This window comes from Denitromonas iodatirespirans (genome assembly GCF_018524365.1).
Lineage (GTDB): Bacteria > Pseudomonadota > Gammaproteobacteria > Burkholderiales > Rhodocyclaceae > Nitrogeniibacter > Nitrogeniibacter iodatirespirans.
Map to the genome: position 1 here is coordinate 241864 of NZ_JAEKFT010000004.1, position 24065 is coordinate 265928.

The window sequence follows — 24065 nt, forward strand, 5'->3', positions numbered from 1 at the left end:
CCGCCCGCCCCGGCCATCGGGGCGCAGCGCCCGGCGTCAGAACATGCGCCGCACTTCCACATAGGCGCGGTCACTGCGATCGAAGCGCCCGAACATCCCGTTGGCCGGCCCGCCGAACACGTCCAGCCCGGCCATGCCGCGCCAGTTGGCATCCATCTGCCACACGACCTTCGGCCGCAACATATAGCCCCCGCCGCTCAGGCTTGCCGCCCACAGCACTTCGGCCTCGAACTTGTCGCCGAACTCGCGATTGACCAGGAGCGTGGCGCCCTGCTCGTGCTTGTCCCACACCATGCCGTCCGGATGATCGAAGTGGGTGCGGGCGTAATACTGCGTGTTCACCCGCCAGACGCTGGCCAGCGGCACATCCAGCCCGATCACATAGTCCAGGGTGTCTGACGACACCAGGCCAAACGGCGCGGCAGCATCGCTCGTGTTGAACTTCCGCCCCGAGGTATGCACCGCCTCACCCTTGAGGACGGCAAAGCCCAGATCCTTGGAGAAGGTCGCGCCGATCTGGTTGATCCTGTCGTGGCGCGCCTCGTAGGTCAGCGGCGCCGTCCCGACACGGTAGAAGGTCGGCGCCACGTCCGTACTCCGGTAGAAGAACCCCGACACATCCCAACCATCGATCAGGGCCGACAGCCGTGCGCCCCAGTTCATGTTGCCAAGGCGTTGATCCGGCCGATCCTCACCCGCGAAGCGGGTTCCCTCGGGTGCCACGAACGGATAGAAATCACCGCCCGGCTTGCCGATGTTGTCGACACTGGGGAACGGAATCCACAACAACTCGCCATGCCAGCCGGCGCCGAAATACTCGGCACGCGCGGCCCACTGCGGAATGCGCATCTGGTCGAACTCGGGCAGGAAGAACTCGCGCGTGTCGCGCGCCGACACCACGTCGGCAAAGAACAGGCCGACCATCTCCCCCCAAACCACATGCTGCCGGCCCAAGCGGTAGTCCCAGTCGCCTGCGGAGATATCGAGGTAGGCCTCGCGAATCATTGCCTCGCTGCGCCGGTCGCGGCGCACCGCCGCCGGGTAGACGTCGGATTCGATATCCGGCGCCGCATCCGCGTCGAAACGCCCCGACAGCTTCCACTTCACCTGCTCGCTGAGGCGGCCACTGCCTTGCAAATTCAGTCGTGCGCGCAGTTTGGACCAATGCGAGGGCGATTCGTACGCGCGCGCCGCGGAGAACTCGGCGAACCCTTGCACCGCGCTCCCCGACTCCGCCGGCTTCGCCACATCGAGCAGATCGTCCAGTCCCAAATCGTCCGCCCCAACGGCAACACCCGCCCACGCCACACACCCCGCCCCAAGCACTGCTCGCCATCGCCTCATCAAGCTCTCCCTAGATTTCCGGATCTTCTTCGTCTTGTGCACGACGGTCCTGGACGAATTTCCAGCCGTCAGCCATGCGCATGCCAAGCGCCTTGATTTCACCATCCTCGATACGCACCAGCCTATCGGCCATGTTCATCACCCGCCGATCATGCGTGGAAAACACGAAAGTCGTCCCCGACTCCCGATTGATCTGCTTCATCAGCTTCAGAATGCTCTCACCGGTCTTGCGGTCGAGGTTCGCCGTCGGCTCGTCGGCCAGCACGATCTTCGAATGCGTGGCCAAGGCCCGGGCAATCGCCACGCGCTGGCGCTGACCGCCGGAGAGCTGGTTGGGCCGGTGTGTCGCATACTTGCGCAGGCCGACCATCGACAGATAATGCTTGACCCGCTCCTGGCGCTCGGTTTTGCTCAATTCGGGGAACTGGAGCAAGGGATACTCCACGTTTTCCTCGGCAGACAGCACCGGCATCAAGTTGAAGGTCTGGAAGATGAACCCCACCGTGCGCGCACGCAGATCGGCCAACTCGTCAGGATGCTTGCCGGACACGTCCTGGCCATTGATCAACACCCGGCCGGTCGAAGGCGTATCGATGCAACCGATAATATTCAGTACTGTCGACTTGCCACTTCCCGACGGGCCGGCGATGGCCAGAAACACGCCCGGCTCGATAGACAAGGTCACGTCGCGCAGCGCGGTCACCGTCTGATTCCCCAAGCGATAACGCTTGGAGACATTTTCCACCTGAACAATCGCCATGTCGCAGCCGTAGTAAAAGTCGTACCGCCACAAGGATAGCACTCATGACACAGCCATTTCGACTCCGCCGCACCGCCCTGCGTGCCGCACTTCTCGGCGCCCTCGCCGCGTTCGGCGCCACCGCCTCGGCCGCCGAGCCCCCCGACGCCAACGCCCTGCTCGCCAGCACCGATGCGATTCGCTTTCCGCAGGACAGTTTTCAGGTCGACATCGACATCGAAAGCCGTCAAAGCGACAGCGAGACGGCCGACCAGCGCCGCTACCGGGTGCTGTCCAAGGGTCGCGAAGACACCGTGGTCCTCACCCTGGAGCCAGCCAGCGAACGCGGCCAGATCCTGCTCATGAAACATCGCGATCTGTGGGTCTTTCTACCCTCGGTTTCGCAGCCGGTGCGCCTGTCGTTGGCACAGCGGCTCACCGGCCAGGTGGCCAACGGAGACTTGGCCCGCGCCAACTTCACGGGCGACTACACCGCCAAGTACCTGCGTGAAGAGTCCATCGACGGCAAGCCGGCCCATGTGTTGGAGCTGACAGCGGTCGACGACGGCGTCACCTATGCCCGCGTCGAATACTGGATCGATGTCGCCACCCAACGCCCCCGCAAGGCCGCGTTCTACGCCGTCTCAGGGCGCCTGCTGAAAACCTGCGAATACACGGATTATCGAGAAATGGCCGGCGCCGTGCGCCCGACCCGGCTGGTGATGACCGATGGGCTGAAGAGTGGCGATGTGTCGGTCCTGACCTACAGCGCGATGAACCCTCGCCCCCTGCCGGACAAACTGTTCACCAAGGACTACTTGAAGAAACTGAACTGACGCAGAACAAAATATGAAAAGGGCGCCATCATCGGCGCCCCATAGAAAAAGGCGCCCGAAGGCGCCTTTTTCAACTTTCAGATCGACGAATCGATTAGAAAGCGTGGCGGATGCCCAAGCCCACAGCGTTGGAGCTCTCGCCATTTGCCTTGGCCAGCGCGCCCAGAGCAACTGCGTCGTCGTTCGTGGTGCGGTTCAGACCGACGTAAGCGATGGTGCGCTTCGACAGGTTGTGGGTGTAAGCCAGACCAAACGAACGGCTGTCGGAGTCTTGCGCGTCTTCGTTGCGGGCACCGTAAGCAACGTGGATGTTGCCATTGCCGACCGGAATGATACCGCCGATCTGGTACACCTTAACGTCGCTATCGTCCGCGTCCTGGCGAGCGATCTGGTACGAACCGACCAGCTTGAAGCCGCCGAAGTCGTATGCAGCGCCGAGGTAGTGCTCTTTGTGATCATCACCGAAGGCCGTGTTGCCAGCATCAACGTAGATGTAATCGAGGTTCAGCGGGCCATTGGCATAGTTCAGACCCAGACTAACGCGGTCGTCGTTGTTGCGGTTCGGGTTCTTCGCTTGAGTATCAGCTTCGGTCGAACCGAAGCCGTAGATCACCTGGGCGCTGAAGCCGCCGAACGACTTCGACTGATAGTTGATCGAGTTGTCCCAGCGAGAGTCCGAGCCGGCGTCGATTTGCAGGCTCTTGGCACCGGCCAGAATGGCGAACGGATCCAGCGCGCCAGCAGCGATGGCTGCGTTACGGTATGCGTGGTAACCCGGCGCGTACTGACGACCCAGGCCAACGAAACCGAAGCCGCCTTCCAGGCCAACCCAAGCTTGACGATGGAATTGCTTGGACGAGTTCGGCTCACCGTCGTCGGAGCTGAAGCCCTGCTCGAGGGTGAACTTGGCCTTCAGGCCGTTGCCCAGATCTTCCTCGCCCTTGAAGCCGATACGCGGGCCGTTCAGCACGCCGTTGGCAACACCCGAGAACTTGGCGTCACCCGCCTTACCGAAACCGACGAACGTATCGATGATGCCGTACACGGTCACGTTGGACTGTGCGAAGGCCGGAGCGGCGATCATGCCGGCGATGGCCATGGCGATCAGTTTCTTCTGCATGGATTTCTCCTAAGATTGTGTAGTTGAACCCCAGGGGTTGCCTGGGCCCGACTGACCTCTCAAGCCGAGAAGTTGGGGTGATTCTGCAAACCCTGGCGTCTTGTCGCAAGCGAGAACCCCAAATAACGTGGCTTTCCGGATCGGGCTGTTGCTTTTGTGCAACATCGCGAAACACCCGCGGACGGAGAGCGGCATTTTCCCTGTGATGTTTTGGCCACTTTGGTAGGCCGCAGGCTGGTGTTGGCCGGTCCTGCCGGGTTGAAAGCCGCCCCCCCTGCAGGCGCACCTATCGGGCAAGACGCCCGACTAGAACGCCACGGCGATCGCGAAGTGCAGGCGCAGCGTGCGATCGTCGTGACCGTAGGCCAGATCGACCGCCAAGGGGCCGGCCGGGCTGCGCCAGCGGGCACCCAGGCCGTAGCCGGGCTTGAGGCGGAAGGTGGCGCGCTCGTCGGCGGCGTTGCCGGCGTCGACAAAGGCGGCAATGCCCCAGTCGTTCTTCAGCCAATGCACATACTCGGCGCTGACGGCGGCCATGTAGCGGCCTCCGACCGTGGCACTGCCCTCCGCCACGCCGAGGCTTTGGTAGGCGTAGCCGCGCACGCTTTGTGCGCCGCCGGTACGGAACAGGAAGTCCTGCGGGATGCCGTCGCGGCTCGGCGCCAGCGTCACACCGCCGTCGGCGCGCAGAATGATCACGTCACGCTCGCCGACCGGCTGGTAGCGCACGACGCGCCCGGCCAGACGCAGGAAGTTCTGATCGGAGAGCGCGGCCTTGGCGCCGCCGCCGATCTGGCCGGAGACGACAAAGCCTTCACGCGGATCGAGCAGGTTGTCGACCTGGCGCCAGGTCCACGTCCAGTTGAGCGACAAGGCCTGGCGATGATCCTCCTCGGCGTCCTCCGGTGCATAGATCTCGCGTTGCAGCTTGAGCGCCAGGTGGGTTTCGATGTCGCCGCGCTGATGGCGGCGGGCCACACCGATGGCGCTGCTGGTGATGCGCAGGCCCTGGGTATCGCTGCGTTCGATCTGGGCACCGAGGCTGTCCTGCCGCCCGCCGCGTTCCGGCGGCAGGAAGATGTCGGCGTAGGCGAGTTGGTCGCGCTGCTGCAGGCGAACACCGGTAGTCAGCAGCCAGCCGCGACCGAACAGATTGGCGTCGCGATACGACGCTTCGGTGCGATAGCCGTTGTTGCTGCTGAAACCAATCCCCAGGCCGACCCGTTTGGGCCGGGCTTCGACCACGCGCACCTGGATCGGCACCCGCTCCGGATCGATGCCGCGGGTCGGCACATCGACGATGACGGAGGAGAAATACGGCGTCGACTGCAGCACGCTCTGGAATTCGAGCAGGCGATCCTGATCGTAGGCGTCGCCAGGTTCGATCAGGTTGTAGCGGGCGACCAGATCGTCCGGGTAATCCTGCAAGCCCTCGATCTCCAGCGGCCCCAGGGTGAAGGGCGGCCCGGAATCGATACTGACCGACAGCCGCACCCGGGCAGCCTCCGGATCGACTTCGGCGCGTGTCTGGGTCAGGCGCGCGGCGGCGAAGTCGCGATAGGCCACGGCATCGAGCAGTTGCCCCTTGGCGCTGTCCCAGTCCGCCTGGCGGAACGGGGCGCCGACCGGCAGCGCCCAGGCCTGCCGTAGCGCCTCGCGCCGCTCGGCGTAGCGGGCGTCGGTCAGCTGGCCGGCAAAGCGGATGTCGACCTCGGCGATCTCGGCCCGCGCGCCGGGAATGACTTCGACGCGCATGGGCATTTTGGTATCGCCGACGCGCCGCACCGTCGGCGTGAAATAGCCTTCGGTGGCCAGCAGCGACTCGACTTCCGTGCGGGTGCGGCGGATCAGTGCCTGGCGTTCGCGCTCGTCGGCAACATCGGGCAGCGCGTCTTCTCGCAGGGTGGTCAGGTGTGCGGCCAGCAGCGGGCGTACGGCGTCCGGCGCGATCAGCTCGATCGGCGCGGCGGCCAGCGCCAGCGGAGCCAGCAGACATCCGCACAGCCCGGCCAGGAAGCGCCACAGAGGGTGAGAGGTCGACGTCATCGCGCCATTGTAAAACGGCTGCTCCGCGCGGACGCCAAGGTCAACGAAAAACGGCGGCCCGCTGGCCGCCGCCGATGCATCAGCGTGGAACGGCTTACTGCACCGTTTCCATCACCGTCCATTCGCCGCCCTTCACTTGGTAGAGCGTGATGCCGCCGGACTTGAGATCGCCCTTGGCGTCATAGGCGATACTGCGCGAGGTGATGCCGGCGAACTGAATCGCGGCAAGCTTCGGCAGATAGGCCGACGGGTCGGCCGAGCCGGCTTGCTTCATGGCTTCGATCATGGCGCGGGTGGCATCGTAGGCATAGGGCGAGTAGGTCTCGACCTCAGCATTGAAGCGCGCCTTGTAGCGAGCGGCATAGTCGTTGCCACCCGGCATCTGGGCCAGCGGCACACCGGCCAGCGAGGCAATGGCGCCTTCTGCGGCGTCACCTGCGAGGCTCACGAAGGTCGGCGACTTGACCATTTCACCGCCCATGAACTTGGCCTGGATGCCCAGCTGCTTCAGCTGCTTGATCATCGGGCCTGCCTGTGCATCGGCGCCACCGAAATAGATCAGGTCCGGGTTGGTCTTCTTGATGTTGGTCAGGATGGCGGCGAAGTCGGTGGCCTTGTCGTTGGTGAACTCGCGCTTGACGATCTCACCACCGGCCGCCTTGACCGCTTTGCCGAACTCGTCCGCCAGGCCCTGGCCGTAGGCAGTGCGGTCGTCGATGATGGCGATCTTCTTGGCGCCGAGCTTATCGACGGCAAATTTGCCGGCCACCGAGCCTTGCTGGGTGTCGGACGTCATGGCGCGGAACGTGGTCTTGTAGCCTTGGGAGGTGTACACCGGCGAGGTCGCCATGGCGATCTGCGGAATGCCGGCATCCGAATACACCCGGGAAGCAGGAATCGAGGTGCCGGAGTTGAAGTGGCCGATCATGCCGTTGATGCCTTCGTCGACCAGTTTCTGGGCGACCGCGGTACCGGTTCGCGGATCGGCCATGTCGTCTTCGGACTTCAGCTCGAAGCGCACGACCTTGTCGCCCAGCATGGTTTTGGCGGCATTGGCTTCTTCCACGGCCAGCACCACGCCGTTCTGCATCTCTTTGCCGTAATGCGCCTGCGGCCCGGTCAGCGGGGCGGCAAAGCCCAGCTTGACCACGGTTTCGGCGGCCATGGCGGGAGCAGCGGCAAACAGCGTAACTGCAGCAGCGAGCGTCGTCAGTTGGATCTTCATTCTGCGTTCCACGGAGTCTCTCCTAGTTGTATCGTGGTTCAATCAACAACGGTCAATGCGGCCCTAGGAGCGCACTGCCGCCTTACCATGGTTGCCTGGGTCACGCCCCGTTGCCGGGTCATGACGGACTGCCCATGTCTTGCGGGCGTGGCGACGAGCATAGCGCCACACCGGATCAATTGGAAATCGCCATCAGGCTGGCGTTGCCACCGGCCGCGGCGGTGTTGATGCTCAGCGTGCGCTCCGTCACCAGCCGCGCCAGGTCGTAGGCCGGCGTCGGGCCCACCAGCGAAACGATCGGCCCCGGCCGTGCAGCCAGCTGGCGGCGCAGCGTGTCGGCATGCGGCTGGGGTCCGTCATACAGCAGCGCATCGAACAAGGTGGCCATGATGTCCGGCACCACGCTGACCCGCTGGCGCACCACCTCGGGCAAGGCAGCCACCAGCGTCTCGAGCCCGGGCCGGGCCTCGAGCGCGATGCGGCTGCCAGTGGCGAGCATGGCAGCAATCTGGTGAAGCCAGGCCGCCGTGCTCTCGGCCACGCCGGCGAGCTGCTCGCGCGGCAGGAAGCGGATGCGGTTGTCTTCACCGGTGGGGCCGGTCAGCACGAACTCGCGCCCGGCCATCGAGCTGCGACGATAGTCGTCGAAACGGTCGCGCAGCTGGACCACCCTCTCGCCGTCGACGAAGGCCCGCGCCGGCCCGTCGAGCCATTCGGCGAAAGTGTCGAGCACGGGGTCGGGCATGGGCGTCAGCGCGGCCATCTCCTGCGGCCCGGCCGTTCCACGCACCAGGCGGTGCAGATACAGCGGCCCGCCGGCTTTCGGACCGGTGCCGGACAGGCCCTCGCCGCCGAAGGGCTGGACGCCGACCACCGCACCGATGATGTTGCGGTTCACATAGATGTTGCCCACATGCGCCCGGCTGGCCACATAGGCGATCGATTCGTCGATGCGCGAATGCACGCCGAGGGTCAGGCCGTAGCCGGTGGCATTGATGGCGTCGACCAGCACGCCCTGATCCTGCGCGCGATAGCGCAGCACATGCAGCACCGGGCCGAACACCTCGCGCTCGAGGCTGGCCAGCGAGCTGATCTCGATCAGCGTCGGCGCCATGAAGGTGCCGGCAGCGCAGGCCTCGGGCAGCGGCATGGCGGAGCATTCGTAGCGATCGCGCATCGCGGCCACATGGGCCTGGAGCTGATCACGCGCCGCGGCGTCGATGACCGGGCCGATGTCGTTGCGCACATCCTCTGGCGAGCCGATGCGCAGCTCGGCCACGGCGCCCTTGAGCATGGCCAGCGTGCGGTCGTAGATCTCGTCTTGCAGGCACAGCACACGCAGCGCCGAGCAGCGCTGGCCGGCCGAATCGTAGCTGGAGGCGATGACATCGGCCACCACCTGCTCGGGCAAGGCGGTGGAATCGACGATCAGCGCGTTCTGGCCACCGGTTTCGGCAATCAGCGGGATGTCGCCACCGCGCTCGGCCAGGGTGCGCTGGATCAGCCGCGCGACCTCGGTCGAGCCGGTGAACATCACGCCGCAGGTGCGCGCATCGGCCACCAGCGCAGCGCCCACCACCTCGCCGGAGCCGGGCAGGAATTGCAGCGCGGCCAGCGGCACGCCGGCAGCATGGAACAAGGCCACTGCCTTGGCGGCGATCAGCGGCGTCTGCTCGGCCGGTTTGGCCAGCACCGGGTTGCCGGCGGCCAGCGCCGCGGCCACCTGGCCGGTGAAGATGGCGAGCGGGAAGTTCCACGGGCTGATGCACACCACCGGGCCCAGCGGCGGATGCGCCACCGGGTCGAAATGGTCGGCCGCCTGACGGGCGTAGTAGCGGCAGAAGTCGACCGCCTCGCGGATCTCGGCAATGGCGTTGGCGAAGGTTTTGCCGGCTTCGCGCACGATCAGGGCGATCAGCTCCGGGGCGGCGGCTTCCATCGCGTCGGCAGCGGCCAGCAGCATGCTGGCGCGCTGCGGTGCCGGCGTCGCACCCCACTCGGGGGCGATGTCGGCCGCGGCGGCAAGCGCCGCCTGCACGGTGGCGGCATCGGCCTCGACCACCGAGCCGACCATGTCGTCACGGCAGGCCGGATTGGTGACGGGCTGCGGCGTGCCGCCCGCCGTCACACCGGCCACCCGCGGCTGCACCGCCACCAGCGTGGCGCGCGAGGCGTCCAGCGCCTCGGCCAGGCGGGCGCGGACCGCTTCACTGGACAGGTCGAAGCCGGTGGAGTTGGCGCGGGTGGCGCCATAGAGGTCACGCGGCAGGGCGATCGCCGGATGCGGTGCGCCAGCCAGGCGGGCTGCGACCTCGACCGGATCGGCAATCAGCTCTTCGACCGGCACGTTCTCGTCGACGATGCGATTGACGAAGCTGGAGTTGGCGCCGTTCTCGAGCAGACGGCGCACCAGGTAGGCGAGCAGGGTCTCATGGTTGCCCACGGGCGCGTAGATGCGCACCAGCCGGCCGAGCTTGTCGGCGCCGACCACCTGGTCATACAGCGTCTCGCCCATGCCGTGCAGGCACTGGAATTCATAGTCGCCGACGCGGTAATTGCCCTCGGCCATGTGATACACCGCCGCCAGCGTGTGGGCGTTGTGGGTGGCGAACTGCGGATACACCGCGTCGCGCGCGGCGAGCAGCTTGCGGGCGCAGGCCAGGTAGGACACATCGGTGTACACCTTGCGGGTATACACCGGGTAGCCGGGCAGGCCGTCGATCTGGGCGCGCTTGATTTCGCTGTCCCAGTAGGCGCCCTTGACCAGGCGGATCATCAGCCGGTGGCCGCTGCGGCGCGCCAGGTCGATGATGAAATCGAGCACCGCCGGCGCGCGCTTCTGGTAAGCCTGCACCACGAAACCGATGCCGTCCCAGCCGGCCAGGTCGGGGTCGAGCGACAGCGCTTCGAGCAGGTCGAGCGAGGGGTCGAGCCGGTCGGCCTCTTCGGCGTCGATGTTCAGGCCGATGTTGTAGCCCTTGGCCAGCAGGCACAGCGCCTTCAAGCGCGGCAGCAGCTCGGCCATGAAACGGTCGCGCTGCGCCCACACATAGCGCGGATGCAGGGCCGAGAGCTTGACCGATATGCCGTTGCCGGCGACCGCCCCGCGCTGGCCGGCATCCTGGCCGATGGCGTGGATGGCCGCTTCGTAGTCGCGGGTGTAGCGTTCGGCGTCGGCGGCGGTCATGGCCGCTTCGCCGAGCATGTCGAAGGAGTAGCGGTAGCCGCGCTTCTCGCAGGCCTTGGCGCGCTCGAGCGCTTCGTCGATGTCCTGCCCGGTGACGAACTGTTCGCCGAGCATGCGCATGGCCAGGTCCATGCCCTTGCGGATCAGCGGCTCGCCGCCGCGCGCGACGATGCGGTTGAGCGCGGCACCGAGGCGCTTTTCGCTGGATGTCGATACCAGCCGCCCGGTGATCAGCAGCCCCCAGGTGGCGGCATTGACGAACAGCGACGGGCTCTGGCCGAGGTGGGCGCGCCAGTCGCCGCGGGCGATCTTGTCGCGGATCAGCTTGTCGGCGGTGGCCCGGTCGGGCACGCGCAAGAGCGCCTCGGCCAGGCACATCAACGCCACGCCCTCCTGGCTGGAGAGCGAGAATTCCTTCATCAGCGCATCCACACCGCTGGAGCGGGTACGCTTCTGGCGCAGGCCGACCACCAGCTTGCGGGCCAGTTCACGGATGCGTCCCCCCTGCTCGGCCGGCAATTGCACCGCCGCCACCAGCGCCGGCACGCACTCGGGCTCGGGCGTGCGATAGGCCGCATCGATCGCCCGGCGCAGCGCGCCACGATCATCCTGCGGCAACGCGGCCGCTTCACGGCCTTGGGGAGACAGACCCATGGTGAAACTCCTGGTTGCCGGCGCCGCCACGGCGGCACCGGACGAAAGACGGATCGGAAATGGCGGCCGGACAAGGGTTCGCGGCCGCTCAGCCGTGCAGTCTAAGGACTCACCGCAGCGCGGTAAATCGCTCAAACGGCCCGTTTCGCCGTCTTGGCAACGCTGTTTCGCCAGCCCGTCGCCACAGGAAAATTCGCCCTCGATCGCCCCCCTTCATCGACGGAGGTGGAAAAAAAAACCGCGGCCAAAACGGGCCGCGGTCGATCGACAGGAGAGGCGTCGGATCACGCTTCGGTGTGATAGCGCGCCGCGCGCTCGACCTCGTTGCGCGAGCCCAGAATGACCGGCACGCGCTGGTGCAGACGCGTCGGCACCAGATCGAGAATTCGCTCGCGCCCGGTGCTCGCCGCACCGCCGGCCTGCTCGACGATCATCGCCATCGGATTGGCCTCGTACATCAGGCGCAGCTTGCCGCCCTGGGCGCGGCATTTTTCGTCCAGCGGATACATGAAGACCCCGCCGCGGGTGAGGATGCGATGCACGTCGGCCACCATCGAGGCCACCCAGCGCATGTTGAAGTCGCGACCGCGCGGACCGGTCTTGCCTTCCTGCATCTCACTCACGTAGCGCTGGATCGGGGCCTCCCAGAAGCGGGCGTTCGAGGCGTTGATGGCGAACTCCTGGGTGTCGACCGGCACCGTCATGAACGGATGGGTGTAGACGAAGCTGCCCATCTCGCGGTCCAGCGTAAAGCCGTGCACCCCGTCGCCGACGGTGAGGATGAGCTGGGTTGACGGGCCGTAGAGCGCATAGCCCGCCGCCACCTGGTCGCGCCCCGGCTGCAGGAAGTCGGCCTCGACCGGCTCGGTGCAGCCTTCGGGGCAACGCAGCACCGAGAAGATGGTGCCGACGGAGATGTTCACGTCGATGTTCGACGAGCCGTCGAGCGGATCGAACAGCAGCAGATAGCCGCCCTTGGGAAACTCGCGCGGGATCGGGCGCACATCTTCGACCTCTTCGGAGGCCATGCCGGCCAGGTGGCCGCCCCACTCGTTGGCCTGGATCAGGATTTCGTTGGCGATCACATCGAGCTTCTTCTGCGCCTCGCCCTGCACGTTGTCCGAGCCGGCCTCGCCCAGCACACCGGCCAGCGCGCCTTTCGACACATTGACGCTGATCGCCTTGACCGCCCGCGCCACCACTTCGATGAGCAGACGCAGATCGGCGGTGGTGCGCCCGGCCCGCTGCTGCTCGATGAGAAACTGCGTGAGCGAAATTCGTTGCATGAAACTGACTCCAGGGGGTTCGTCTATCGTGATCGGCGAATTATCCCGTTTTCGGCGCGCGACTGCACGTTGGCGGTATGATGCCGGCTCGCATCCTGCGCCTCACCTCCACTGCGCATCTCGCCCTGCATGCACGTCATGGTCCTGGGCGCCGGTCTGGCCGGCGTCACCTCTGCCTGGTATCTGAACAAGGCCGGCTTCGACGTCACCGTCGTCGAGCGCCAGAGTGCGCCGGCCATGGAGACCAGTTTTGCCAACGGCGGGCAGATCTCGGTCAGCCACCCCGAGCCCTGGGCCAACCCCTCGGCGCCGATGACGGTGCTGCGCTGGCTGGGCAACGACGCCGCGCCGCTGCGCTTCCGGCCGCGCGCCGACTGGCGCCAGTGGCTGTGGAGCGCCGCCTTCCTGCGCGAATGCCTGCCCTGGCGCACCCATCGCAACACGGCGGCCATCGCCGCCCTCGCCCGCTACAGCCGCGAGCAGCTGCGCCAGCTGCGCGATGAAACCGGCATCGACTATCGCTACCAGCAACGCGGCATCCTGCATCTGTTCTTCGGTACCGGTGCGGCGACCGAAGCCCGCCACCGCGCCGCTGCGCTGGCCCGGCTCGGCATCACGGCCGAAGCCTGCGACCGCGACCGCGCCCTGGCCATCGAGCCCGCCCTGGCGCATCTGGCCCAGCCGCCCGCGGGGGCCCTGTTTGCCCCGGACGACGAATCGGGCGATGCCCATGCCTTTGTCGCCGCGCTCGGCGAGTTCCTGGCCAAACGCGGCGTGCAGTTCCGCTACGACACGGGCATCGAGCGCATCGTCCGCGAGGGCGGGCGGGTGTCGGGGCTCGAGGTCGTCCTCGCCGACGGCACGCGGGATCTTCTCGAGGCCAACGCCTACGTGCTGTGCATGGGCAGCTACAGCCCGCGGCTGGTGGCACCGCTGGGCGAGTACCTGCCGGTCTATCCGGTCAAGGGCTACTCGGTGACGCTGCCGGTGATCGACCCCGCCCGATGCCCCGACGTGAGCCTCACCGACGAGGCGCGACGCATCGTCTGCTCACGCTTTGGCGACCGCTTCCGGGTTGCCGGCACGGCCGAACTCAATGGCTACGACCTGAACATCGATGCCGCCCGCTGCCAGAACCTGATCGACTGGACGCAGCGCAACTTCCCCGGCGCCACCGACCCGGCCGGCGCCGTGCCCTGGTGCGGGCTGCGCCCCTCGACACCGAGCAACCGGCCGCTGATCGGCAAGGGGAAGATGATCAATCTGTACTACAACACCGGCCACGGCTCACTCGGCTGGACGCTGGCCTGCGGCTCGGCCGCCGCGCTGGCCGACCTGATGTCGGGCACCCCGCCCCGGCCGGATTTTCCGTTTCTGGGTTCGCGTTTCGACTAGGGGTCGTGGATGCGAAAAGGCCGCCTTGCCGGCGGCCTTTCAAAATGCGGCATGCACCCGTCAGGCGGTTTCGTGACTCGCCGTACTGCAGCTGACATCGGCCAGCGCAGCCGGATTACCGATCTCGCCGGTCTTGAAGTTGAAGTCGAGCGTCTGCAGATGAAAGGCCAGCGCCGCATCCATACCGGTAGCGTGGGTTTCGAACCAGGCCGGCAACTCCTCGGCCAACCGGCGGCCGAGCGCGATGTCACCGTTGGCGACACGCTTTCGCACATCCTGGATGACCGCCAGTACGCGATCATGTTCGGCGCGGTGGCAGCCCGGGAAATTGACCTTTTCCATCCACACGTTTTCCTGCGCGAAATGGCGCACCGTGTGCTGGATGAAGGCGTCGAGCTGCCCCAGAAACGCGCTGTCGTCGGCGTTGACCATTGCGTTGTAGCAGACCACGAACTCGCGATGCGTGTCGTCCATCGGGCCCAGCCCGACTTCCAGATTCTCAGTCCATTCCATGGTGGCCATTTTGCGCTTCCGCTTCCGAATCGATCCCGGGATTGTTTATAGCGAGCTTGCGCACGCCGGGCCGTGACGCAGGTCAATCTCCGGCGACCCGCCGACCGGCGGTCGGGCGGTTACTTGATGACCTTGAGGTGGCTGCGCTCGGCGGCCGGCTTGTCGGCGGGAGCCTCCGGTTCGGTCGCATCGGGCGCAGGTTCCGGCGCCGGCGCGGACTCGCCATCGAAGGGCTCGGGTTCGAAGGCCATGCCGTGACCGTTTTCCTGTGCATAGACCGCCAGCACATTGGCGACCGGAATGCGCACCCACTGGGCGACGCCACCGAAACGGGCCTGAAACTGGATCATTTCGTTACCCAGATCGAGCTGGTGGGTCGCCTCGAAGCCGATATCGAGGACGATCTGGCCTTCGCGCGCGGTGCCCGGCGGAATGCGAACATGCTCATCGACGAGCGCGGCGAGGTAAGGGGTGAATCCCTGATCGGTGCACCACGCATGGATGGCGCGAATCAGGTAGGGCTTGGTGGAGACCTCGGACATGGCGTTTCCTGCAACACTGCCGCGGGGGCCGGCACGACGCCGGCAGCCCCGCGGTCGTGGATCAGCGGCGCATCACCTTCTCGGAAGGCGTCAGCGAATCGATGAAGCCCTGACGGCTGAACACCCGCTCGGCGTACTTCATCAAGGGCGCGGCGGCCTTGGGCAGATCGATGCCGTAGTGCTCGAGGCGCCACAGCAGCGGCGCAACGGCTACGTCGAGCATCGAGAAATCATCGCCCAGCATGAACTTCTGGTTGGCGAACATCGGCGCCAGCTGCGTCAGTTGCTCGCGCACCTGGGCGCGCACCTTGTCGGCGCCCTTCTGGTTCTTTTCGAGCAGTTCGATGCCGGCGAACAACTCCTGCTCGAAGGTGTGCAGGAACTGCCGCGCACGGGCGCGCATGATCGGGTCGGGCGGCATCAGCTGCGGATGCGGGAAGCGCTCATCGATGTATTCGTTGATGATGTTCGCCTCGTGCAGCACCAGATCGCGATCGACCAGCACCGGCACACGGTTGTACGGATTGATCACGGCGATGTCTTCGGGTTTGTGATCGAGATCCACATCGATCACCTGGAAGTCCATGCCTTTTTCAAAGAGCACAATCCGGCAACGGTGGCTGAAAGGGTCCGTCGTCCCGGAATACAGATTCATCATGACAGTAACAGCTCCATGAATGCTGAACGCCGCATGCCTGGAGGCATACGGCGCCATTGATCACCAGCGGCCGCCGAAACGACGGCCTGCCGGTCAGTGGATGTCTTTCCAGTAGTTCTTCTTGAGCGCGTAGCTCAGGACGAACAGACCGGTCAGGAAAATCAGAACGATGACGCCGATGTTCTTGCGGCTCTCGGCCATCGGCTCGCCCATCCAGACCAGGAAGGACACGAGATCGGCAACCGTCTTGTCGTACTCGGCCGTCGTCTGCGTACCCGGCTTGGCCAACTCGAGCGAGACTTCCTTGAGCTTGCCGCCGTGGCCATCGTCCTTCTCTTCGATATGAGCTACCTGGTCGCCCTGCAGTTCCCACAGCACGTGGGGCATGCCGACGTTTTCGAAGACTTTGTTGTTCCAGCCGGTGGGCCGGTTCGGGTCACGGTAGAACTGGCGCAGGTAGGTATACAGCCAGTCGGCACCGCTGCCGAATTCCGACGCGCGGGCCCGCGCGACCAGGGTCAGATCCGGCGGTGCCGCACCAAACCAGGCCTTGCCGTTGTCCCGCGTCATGGCGATCTTCATCTGCTCGCCGATCTTGTCGGCGGTGAACAGCAGGTTGTCCTTGATCAACTCTTCGGACAAGCCGATGTCCTTCAGACGGTTGTACCGCATGAAGCTGGCGCCATGGCAGTTCAGACAGTAGTTGACGAAGACCTTTGCGCCATTCTGCAAGGCGGCCGGGTCGGTACTGACCGGCGCCTTGTCCAGGTGCAGCGCCGCCCCTGCGGCCATGGCCACCACCGGCGCAAACAGCGCGACCGCGAACAGGCGCTTCACGAATTTCATTGCACGCGTTTTCATCAGGAAGTCACCCTTTCCGGTTCCGGTTTGCAGCTGTCCAACTTGCTGTACCAGGGCATCAGCAGGAAGAACGCGAAGTACAGCACCGAGCAGATCTGCGTCGTACGGTCCTTGATGCCACCGTTGTCAGGCGGCTGGACACCCAGGTAGCCGAGGATGAAGAACACGATCACGAACAGCACCAGCGCGGTCTTGAAGATCGGGCCCTTGTAGCGGATCGACTTGACCGGGCTGCGATCGAGCCACGGCAGGAAGGCGAAGATCACCACCCCGGCGCCCATGGCGATCACCCCCCAGAACTTGGCATCCAGACCGAACAACGGATAGGTCACGGCGCGCAGCAACGAATAGAACGGGGTGAAGTACCACACCGGCGCGATATGCGGCGGGGTGACCAGCGGGTCGGCCGGCAGGAAGTTGTTGTACTCGAGGAAGTAACCGCCGCCCTCGGGCGCAAAGAACATGACCGCCGAGAAGACAATCAGGAAGCCGACCACGCCGACGATGTCCTTCACCGTGTAGTACGGGTGGAACGGAATGCCGTCGAGCGGGATGCCGTTGGCGTCTTTCTTCTTCTTGATTTCCACCCCGTCCGGGTTGTTGGAGCCGACTTCGTGCAGCGCCACGATGTGGGCCAGCACCAGGCCGATCAGCACCAGCGGCACGGCGATGACGTGGAAGGAGAAGAAGCGGTTCAGGGTGGCGTCAGAGACGACGAAGTCGCCACGAATGACCAGCGCCAGATCCGGGCCGATCACCGGGATCGCCGAGAACAGGTTCACGATCACCTGGGCGCCCCAGAACGACATCTGCCCCCAGGGCAGCAGATAGCCCATGAAGGCTTCGGCCATCAGCGCCAGGAAGATGCCGACGCCGAACAGCCAGATCAGCTCACGCGGTTTGCGGTAGGAGCCGTAGAGCAGACCGCGGAACATGTGCAGATACACCACCACGAAGAACGCCGAGGCGCCCGTCGAGTGCATGTAGCGGATCAGCCAGCCGCCCGGCACATCGCGCATGATGTACTCGACCGCGGCAAAGGCCACCGGCACGCCGGCGGCGTTCAGCGACGCATCGGGCTTGTAGTGCATGACCAGGAAGATACCGGTCACGATCTGGATCACCAGCACCAGCAGGGCCAGCGAACCGAAGAAGTACCAGAAGTTGAAGTTCTTCGGCGCATAGTACTCGGACAGATGCGCCTTCCAGGTCGACGTGAGCGGAAAACGCTCGTCCACCCAGTTGAGCAGGGCTTGAGATTTTGTGGTCATGACTTATGCCGTCCCATCTTCGCCAATCAGGATCTTGGTGTCCGCCAGGTACTTGTGCGGCGGGATGTCCAGGTTCGTCGGGGCCGGTTTGCCGGCATACACCCGGGCGGCCAGATCGAAGGTCGAACCGTGGCAGGGGCACAGGAAGCCGCCCGGCCAATCGTCGCCCAGACCACTGGCTGCGCCGATCTTGAACTTCTGCGACGGCGAACAGCCCAGGTGGGTGCAGATGCCGATGGTCACCAGGAATTCGGGCTTGATCGAACGCGCCGGGTTCTTCGCATACTCAGGCTGAATCGACTTGTCGGAGTTCGGGTCCGCCAGCTGGTCGTCCAGCTTGTCCAGCGTCGCCAGCATCTCTTCGGTGCGCCGCAGGATCCACACCGGCTTGCCTTGCCACTCGACGGTCATCATTTCGCCCGGCGCCAGCTTGCTGACGTCGGCCTCGACCGGTGCGCCGGCTGCCTTGGCACGCTCCGACGGTGTCAGGCTGGCCACGAAGGGGACGGCTGTCGCCGCCACCGCCGCGCCACCTGCGACCGACGTGGCCAGCAACAACTGCCGACGGCCACCGTCCATCTTTTCATCAACGCTCATGAGCCATTTCCCCGCAAAAAGGAAGCAAAAATTCTAGATACAAAAACCGCGAGAGTATAACGAATATGGCACCGCAGAAAAACCCCGATCTTTTGAAACGCTTGTCAATCAAAGGTTTGCGGTGATCACGGTGCAAAATACTTGATCCGGATTCGGTTCGAAAACACCACGAATGCTGCAGAACAGCATCAGAAGTCGCTAATTTTCAGTGGCCGGCCTTGCGTCAAACCACGCCGTCCGTACGCAGGCGCTGCACCTCTTCCTCGCTGAACCCCAATGTCGCCAACACCGCCTCGGTATGCGCCCCCAGCGCCGGGCCGAGCCAGTCGGTGCCGCCCGGCGTGGCCGTCAGCTTCGGCACCACGGCGGGGATGGCCAGCGAGGCGCCGTCGGGCAGGCCGACACGCTCGATCATCTGGCGGGCAAGGTATTGCGGATCGGCGAACATGTCGGCCACCGAGTAGATGCTCGACACCGGCACCTGCGCCGCCTTCAGCGTTTCAAGCACGAACGCCCCGTCGTGCCGACCGACCCAGTCGTCGATGACGCCGTAGATCTCGGCCGCCCGGGCATCGCGCCCGGCGTTGTCGGCCAGCGCCGGATCCTCGGCCAGGTCGGGGCGCCCCACGGCGAGCATCAGGCGCTTGAAGATGGCATCGCCGTTGCCGCCGACGATGATGTGCTTGCCGTCGCGTGCCGTATGGGTATTGGAGGGGGTGATGCCGGGCATGACGTTGCCGGTGCGTTCGCGCACGAAGCCGAAGCGGTCGAACTCCGGCACCATGCTCTCCATCATGGCGAACACGGCCTCGTACAGCGCCACATCGACCACCTGCCCCTGCCCGCCGTTGACCTCGCGATGGCGCAAGGCCATCAACGCCCCCAGCGCGGCCCACAGCGCGGCAATCGAGTCACCGATGGAGATGCCGGTCTTGACCGGCGCGCGGTCGGCATCGCCGGTGATGTAGCGCAGCCCGCCCATGGACTCGCCGATGGCGCCGAAACCCGGCTGGTCGCGATACGGGCCGGTCTGGCCGAACCCGGACAGGCGCACCATCACCAGCGCCGGATTGTCGGCCTTGAGCGTCTCCCAGCCGAGCCCCAGCTTTTCCATCACGCCGGGCCGGAAGTTCTCGACCACGATGTCGGCCCCGGCCACCAGGCGGCGGGCGATCGCCACGCCCTCGGGCGCCTTCAGGTTGAGCGTCACCGACTGCTTGTTGCGCGATTGGACATACCACCACAGCGAGGTGTCGCCATGCAGCTTGCGCCACTTGCGCAGCGGATCGCCGCTGCCCGGCGCCTCGATCTTGATCACCTCGGCACCGAACTCGGCCAGCACCCGGGTGCAGAAGGGCCCGGCGATCAGGGTGCCGAACTCGATCACCCGGACGCCCTTGAGCGGCTTGTCGTGCGCGTTCTGCGTCATCGATGAAGTGCCTGTGGACGCCGGCGCATGGCGCTCACACCGACCGGCGCTCGATCAGCGCCTGGGCGATGGTGCCAATGTCGGTGTGCTCCAGTTCGCCACCGACCGGCACGCCACGGGCGATGCGGCTGACCTTGAGGCCGCGCGCGCGCATCAGCTCGCTGACGGTGTGCGCCGTCACCTCGCCCTCGTTGGTGAAGTTGGTGGCCAGAATCACCTCCTCGACCACCCCGTCGGTCGCCCGCTCGACCAGCTTCTCGAGCTTGAGCTCGCGCGGGCCGATGCCATCGAGCGGCGACATGCGCCCCATCAGCACGTAGTACATGCCCTTGAAGGCGTGGGTCTGCTCCATCATCGCCAGATCGGAGGGCATCTCGACCACGCACAGCAGGCGCGGGTCGCGTTGCGGATTGGCGCAGCGCTGGCAGATCTCGTCTTCGGTAAATGTGTTGCAGCGCGCGCAGTGGCGCAGCACCTCCAGCGCCTTGGCCAGCGCACCGGCCAGACGCGCGGCGCCGCGCTGGTCGCGTTGCAGCAGGTGGTAGGCCATGCGCTGGGCCGATTTCGGGCCCACACCGGGCAGGCAGCGCAGGGCTTCGATGAGGGCGTCTAGCGTGGACGGGGTCATGGGGGGTGATTGGTGCTTCGGCATGGGTCATGGCTGGAGACGCGAGCCTCCATGGCCAACCATCCATCACGAATCACAGCATCAGAACGGCATCTTGAAGCCGGGGGGCAGGTTCAGCCCGGCCGAGAACCCGGCCATCTTTTCCTGCGTGGTGGTTTCGACCCGGCGCACGGCATCGTTGACCGCGGCAGCCAGCAGGTCTTCAAGCATTTCGCGGTCGTCCATCACCGAGTCGTCGATCTGCACGCGACGCACATCGTGCTTGCAGGTCATGGTGACCTTGACCATGCCGGCGCCGGCCTGGCCTTCGACCTCGATCGATGCCAGCTCTTCCTGCGCCTTTTGCATGTTTTCCTGCATCTTCTGGGCCTGTTTCATCAGGCCCGCAATACCGCCTTTCATCATGGTGCTTTTCTCCAGTGCAATCCGCTATGTCACAAGGGGCGGACCGACGCCTCCTGCAAGGTGGCGTCGAAACGCTCGATCATTTCCTGTACGAATGGGTCCTGCTCCAGCGAGGCGATCGCCTGCGCCAGACGCGCCTGACGCGTGGCGGCGTCGCGCTGTGCCGGGGTTTCGCCTTCGATGCCGCCGATCTCGATGTCGAGCTTCACCGGACGGTCGAAATGGCGGTCGATCTCCGCCTGTAGGCGTTCGCGGTTGCCGCGATTCATGGCGATCAGATGGCGGTGGGCTTCGCTCAGCCGCAGGCGGATGCTGCCCTCGGCCATGCCCAGCCATTCGCAGTGCTGCGCCAGCTCGCGCACCATACCCTTGAGACCCAGCTCGACGATCAGGCCATGCCAGTCCACATCGCCCGACGGCACGACGGCAGCAGCCCGCACGGGCGCGGATGTGGGCTTCGGTTCGGGCACGGATGGCTCGGCCGCCACCTCGACGGTGTCGAGCGGGGGCTCATCACCGGATAGCGGGCGATCCTCCGATCGGGCATGCGCCTCTTCGGGCAAGTCCTCCCATGGCGGCACATCGCCACGTGCGGCAACAGAAGCCGGTGCAAGGTCAGGCGCCGGCGGCGCGGCGGTCTCCTGGACGACCGGCACCACCGGCGCGGCGGCAGCCGCTGCCACCGGCGTCCGGGCCACCGGGGCCGCCGCCATGGCGGTCGCGGCAGCGCGCACCGGCGCAGGCGACGCTGCCGCCGTCTTCTCGGCCACGCGCGGCATCGGGGCACTGCCGCCGCCCACCAACGGTGCCGCCTGCACCGGGCGGAAAGCGTGCAGACGCAACAGCGTCATGACGAAACCGGCCGGCTCGTCGGGCGCCAAGGGCAGCTCATCGCGGCCGTGAATGGCGATCTGGTAGGCCAGTTGGAGAAATTCGGGGTCGAAGGCCTCGACATAGGGCTGCAGCCTAGCCTGCTCGACCTCATCGGCAATCGCCGTCGGCGCGAACTGGAACACGGCAATCCGCTGCAACAGCGAGGCCAGCGCCTGCAGCGCGGCGTCGAAGGACAGACTGCGCGCATCCATCGCCTCGGCCACCTGCAGGATCGCCGACACGTCGCCGGCCACCAGGCCGTCGAGAATCGCATAGAGGTGATCTTCCCCCACCGAGCCGAGCATGGCTTGCACGCCGGCCTCTTCGACCTGGCCGGCACCATGGGCGATGGCCTGGTCGAGCAAGGAGAGCGCATCGCGCATCGACCCGCTGGCGCCCTTGGCGATATGCCGCAGTGCCGGCGCATCGAAGGGGATGTTTTCGGTTTCGAGAATGCGCGACAGATGCTCGACGATGTGACCAGGCGGCATCTGCTTGAGGTTGAACTGCAGGCAGCGCGACAGCACGGTCACCGGAATCTTTTGCGGATCGGTGGTGGCGAGGATGAACTTGATGTGCTCGGGCGGCTCCTCCAGCGTCTTCAACATGGCATTGAAGGCCGAGTTGGAGAGCATGTGCACTTCGTCGATCACATACACCTTGAAGCGCCCGCGGGTCGGGGCGTAGACCGCGTTTTCGAGCAACTGGCGCATCTCGTCGACACGCGTGTTGGTGGCCGCGTCGACCTCCAGCAGATCGACGAATCGCCCGCTGTCGATCTCCTGGCAGGACGAACACACCCCACAGGGGGTAGGCGTCACGCCCGTCTCGCAATTGAGCGCCTTGGCCAGGATGCGGGCGATGGTGGTCTTGCCCACGCCACGCGTGCCGGTGAACAGATAGGCATGGTGCAGGCGCCCGGTTTCGAGCGCATGCGTCAACGCCCGGACCACATGCTCCTGCCCCACCAGGGTGTCGAAACTCTTGGGGCGCCACTTGCGCGCGAGGACCTGATAACTCATGGCGCGATTCTAGCAGAGGCACCCGATTTGCCGGGGGGCGGCGAGCGCACGACGGCGATAGCCGGGAGCTACGACAAACATTGAATCAATGAAATTTCATTGCCGCCCGTCGCCTCCTATGCTGACACCACCTCCTCAACGGAAACGCCGCCATGCAAGCTCCATTCGCCCACTGGCGCCAGGCCTTGATCGACGCCATGGCCTGCTACGCCCTCGGCCACTGAACTCGACGACCCAGGCACCCCGGCCCCGTGCCGTCTTGGCAGCGCTGCCATCATTCATTGACTCGACCTATCACCACATTAGCAATTAATCGTTGGAATCTATTTTCAGACCTCGGCAAACTAGAGGCATTCACATATCGAACCGGAGTGCCCCATGACCACCCGCGATCTCCGTCTCCTGTCCCACAGCCTCATCCCCGAAGCCCCGCCACGGCGGCTGCTCGGCATCCTGCTGCTCGTCGCCGGATTGGCCGTCTTCGGCCAGGACCTCTACCGGATGCTGTCGGCCATGGCGGCCGATCCGATTGTCGGCCGCGCGCTCTCCGGCGGCCTGTTGGCCGCCATGGCCACCGCACTGGGCACCTTGCCGGTGCTGTTCGCCCGCCCGTTGTCGGCCCGCACGCAAGCGGCCATGCTCGGCTTCGGCGCCGGCGTGATGCTGGCCGCGACGGCGTTTTCGCTGGTCATCCCCGGGCTGGATGCCGCGCGGGCGCTGTGGAACGATCCGTGGATCGCTGGCGGCGTGATGGTTGCCGGCATCCTGGCCGGCGGCGGCGCCCTGTTGTGGCTGGACGGCCGCCTGCCGCACGAACATTTCCTGAACGGCGCGGAAGGCGTGGACACCGAAGCGCTGGCCCGAGTGTGGCTGTTCGTCTTCGCCATCGCCCTGCACAACCTGCCGGAAGGCCTGGCCATCGGCGTCGCCGCGGCCAAGGACGGCGCAGGCGCGGAGGCGCTGGCCATGGGCATCGCGATCCAGGACATTCCCGAGGGCTTGGTGGTGGCATTGGCCTTGCGCGGCGCGGGCTATCGGGCTGGCACCGCCGCGTTGGTGGGCGCGGCCTCGGGTCTGGTCGAGCCGATCGCCGCCGTCCTCGGTGCCAGCCTCATCCAGGTCTCGGCCGTCGCCCTGCCTTGGGGCTTGGCATTGGCGGCTGGCGCCATGCTGCTGGTGGTGAGCCACGAGATCATCCCCGAGTCGCATCGCAGCGGCCACGAGCGCTCGGCCTCGAAAGGCTTGCTGATCGGCTTCTGCGTGATGATGTTGCTCGACACCGCGCTGGCCTGAGCGCGCGGGCGCCAATCGGGATAGGGGCGGTCAGGTATTCTGACCGATCCCCTCCCACACCACCCGGCATGCGGGTCCGCACCGGGCGGTTCGAGCAGTTGAGGTCATGAGAGCCGAGGTACGCCGAGCCGGTCGAAGTAG

Annotated in this window: 20 protein-coding genes; 3 read left to right on the top strand and 17 right to left on the bottom strand. The window is 65.7% G+C overall.

All coding sequences use genetic code 11. From position 1 onward, the window contains the following. Window positions 1-36: 36 nt before the first annotated feature. The gene (locus tag I8J34_RS05465; protein WP_230411721.1) at window positions 37-1272 is read right to left on the bottom strand and encodes a DUF1302 family protein; all 1236 of its coding nucleotides are present in this window, start codon (window positions 1270-1272) and stop codon (window positions 37-39) included. Window positions 1273-1354: 82 nt separating this feature from the next. Further along, window positions 1355-2104 carry an ABC transporter ATP-binding protein gene (locus I8J34_RS05470; RefSeq protein ID WP_214360406.1) on the bottom strand — a complete coding sequence of 250 codons (750 nt, stop codon included), beginning with the start codon at window positions 2102-2104 and terminating at the stop codon, window positions 1355-1357. Between the two features lie 44 nt (window positions 2105-2148). Here I8J34_RS05470 and I8J34_RS05475 point away from each other — a divergent pair, with 44 nt between their 5' ends. Further along, entirely contained in the window at window positions 2149-2919 is a 771-nt protein-coding gene (locus tag I8J34_RS05475; protein ID WP_214360371.1) for an outer membrane lipoprotein-sorting protein, read from the top strand. 94 nt (window positions 2920-3013) lie between these two features. Here the strand turns inward: I8J34_RS05475 and I8J34_RS05480 are convergent, their stop codons facing one another. The 5 genes from I8J34_RS05480 to I8J34_RS05500 all read right to left on the bottom strand — a co-directional run bounded on the left by I8J34_RS05480 (window position 3014) and on the right by I8J34_RS05500 (window position 12437). Next, window positions 3014-4039, bottom strand: a complete 1026-nt coding sequence (locus I8J34_RS05480) for a porin (RefSeq protein ID WP_214360372.1) — start codon at window positions 4037-4039, stop codon at window positions 3014-3016. 306 nt (window positions 4040-4345) lie between these two features. Further along, on the bottom strand, window positions 4346-6085 hold the full coding sequence (locus tag I8J34_RS05485; RefSeq protein WP_214360373.1) for an autotransporter assembly complex protein TamA: 1740 nt from the start codon (window positions 6083-6085) through the stop codon (window positions 4346-4348). Between the two features lie 94 nt (window positions 6086-6179). Then, window positions 6180-7310 (bottom strand): branched-chain amino acid ABC transporter substrate-binding protein, encoded by a 1131-nt coding sequence (locus I8J34_RS05490; protein WP_214360374.1) that lies wholly within the window; start codon window positions 7308-7310, stop codon window positions 6180-6182. A 175-nt stretch (window positions 7311-7485) separates the two neighbouring features. Then, complete coding sequence (gene putA / locus I8J34_RS05495) at window positions 7486-11151, bottom strand: trifunctional transcriptional regulator/proline dehydrogenase/L-glutamate gamma-semialdehyde dehydrogenase (RefSeq protein ID WP_214360375.1); 3666 nt, start codon at window positions 11149-11151, stop codon at window positions 7486-7488. A gap of 284 nt (window positions 11152-11435) precedes the next feature. Further along, window positions 11436-12437, bottom strand: a complete 1002-nt coding sequence (locus tag I8J34_RS05500) for a class 1 fructose-bisphosphatase (protein WP_214360376.1) — start codon at window positions 12435-12437, stop codon at window positions 11436-11438. Window positions 12438-12566: 129 nt separating this feature from the next. Here I8J34_RS05500 and I8J34_RS05505 point away from each other — a divergent pair, with 129 nt between their 5' ends. Next, window positions 12567-13832, top strand: a complete 1266-nt coding sequence (locus I8J34_RS05505; protein ID WP_214360377.1) for a D-amino acid dehydrogenase — start codon at window positions 12567-12569, stop codon at window positions 13830-13832. A 60-nt stretch (window positions 13833-13892) separates the two neighbouring features. Here the strand turns inward: I8J34_RS05505 and I8J34_RS05510 are convergent, their stop codons facing one another. From I8J34_RS05510 to dnaX, 10 genes are all read right to left on the bottom strand, one after another. Beyond that, window positions 13893-14354 carry a hemerythrin domain-containing protein gene (locus I8J34_RS05510; protein WP_214360378.1) on the bottom strand — a complete coding sequence of 154 codons (462 nt, stop codon included), beginning with the start codon at window positions 14352-14354 and terminating at the stop codon, window positions 13893-13895. Between the two features lie 110 nt (window positions 14355-14464). After that, the gene (locus I8J34_RS05515) at window positions 14465-14887 is read right to left on the bottom strand and encodes a ClpXP protease specificity-enhancing factor (RefSeq protein WP_214360379.1); all 423 of its coding nucleotides are present in this window, start codon (window positions 14885-14887) and stop codon (window positions 14465-14467) included. 61 nt (window positions 14888-14948) lie between these two features. Continuing rightward, window positions 14949-15545 (bottom strand): glutathione S-transferase N-terminal domain-containing protein, encoded by a 597-nt coding sequence (locus I8J34_RS05520; RefSeq protein WP_214360380.1) that lies wholly within the window; start codon window positions 15543-15545, stop codon window positions 14949-14951. Between the two features lie 93 nt (window positions 15546-15638). Beyond that, window positions 15639-16406 carry a cytochrome c1 gene (locus tag I8J34_RS05525; protein ID WP_214360381.1) on the bottom strand — a complete coding sequence of 256 codons (768 nt, stop codon included), beginning with the start codon at window positions 16404-16406 and terminating at the stop codon, window positions 15639-15641. Then, complete coding sequence (locus tag I8J34_RS05530) at window positions 16406-17677, bottom strand: cytochrome b (RefSeq protein WP_214360382.1); 1272 nt, start codon at window positions 17675-17677, stop codon at window positions 16406-16408. The genes I8J34_RS05525 and I8J34_RS05530 overlap by 1 nt, the downstream gene beginning before the upstream one ends. Before the next feature lie 3 nt (window positions 17678-17680). Further along, entirely contained in the window at window positions 17681-18274 is a 594-nt protein-coding gene (petA, locus tag I8J34_RS05535; protein WP_214360383.1) for a ubiquinol-cytochrome c reductase iron-sulfur subunit, read from the bottom strand. 223 nt (window positions 18275-18497) lie between these two features. Continuing rightward, window positions 18498-19703, bottom strand: coding sequence for a CaiB/BaiF CoA transferase family protein (locus I8J34_RS05540; RefSeq protein ID WP_214360384.1), 1206 nt, complete (start codon window positions 19701-19703; stop codon window positions 18498-18500). 34 nt (window positions 19704-19737) lie between these two features. After that, the gene (gene recR, locus I8J34_RS05545) at window positions 19738-20331 is read right to left on the bottom strand and encodes a recombination mediator RecR (protein WP_214360385.1); all 594 of its coding nucleotides are present in this window, start codon (window positions 20329-20331) and stop codon (window positions 19738-19740) included. An 81-nt stretch (window positions 20332-20412) separates the two neighbouring features. Continuing rightward, on the bottom strand, window positions 20413-20736 hold the full coding sequence (locus I8J34_RS05550) for a YbaB/EbfC family nucleoid-associated protein (RefSeq protein WP_214360386.1): 324 nt from the start codon (window positions 20734-20736) through the stop codon (window positions 20413-20415). 29 nt (window positions 20737-20765) lie between these two features. Next, window positions 20766-22631, bottom strand: coding sequence for a DNA polymerase III subunit gamma/tau (dnaX, locus tag I8J34_RS05555; RefSeq protein ID WP_214360387.1), 1866 nt, complete (start codon window positions 22629-22631; stop codon window positions 20766-20768). 378 nt (window positions 22632-23009) lie between these two features. Here dnaX and I8J34_RS05560 point away from each other — a divergent pair, with 378 nt between their 5' ends. Then, entirely contained in the window at window positions 23010-23924 is a 915-nt protein-coding gene (locus tag I8J34_RS05560) for a ZIP family metal transporter (protein WP_214360388.1), read from the top strand. Window positions 23925-24065: the final 141 nt, after the last annotated feature.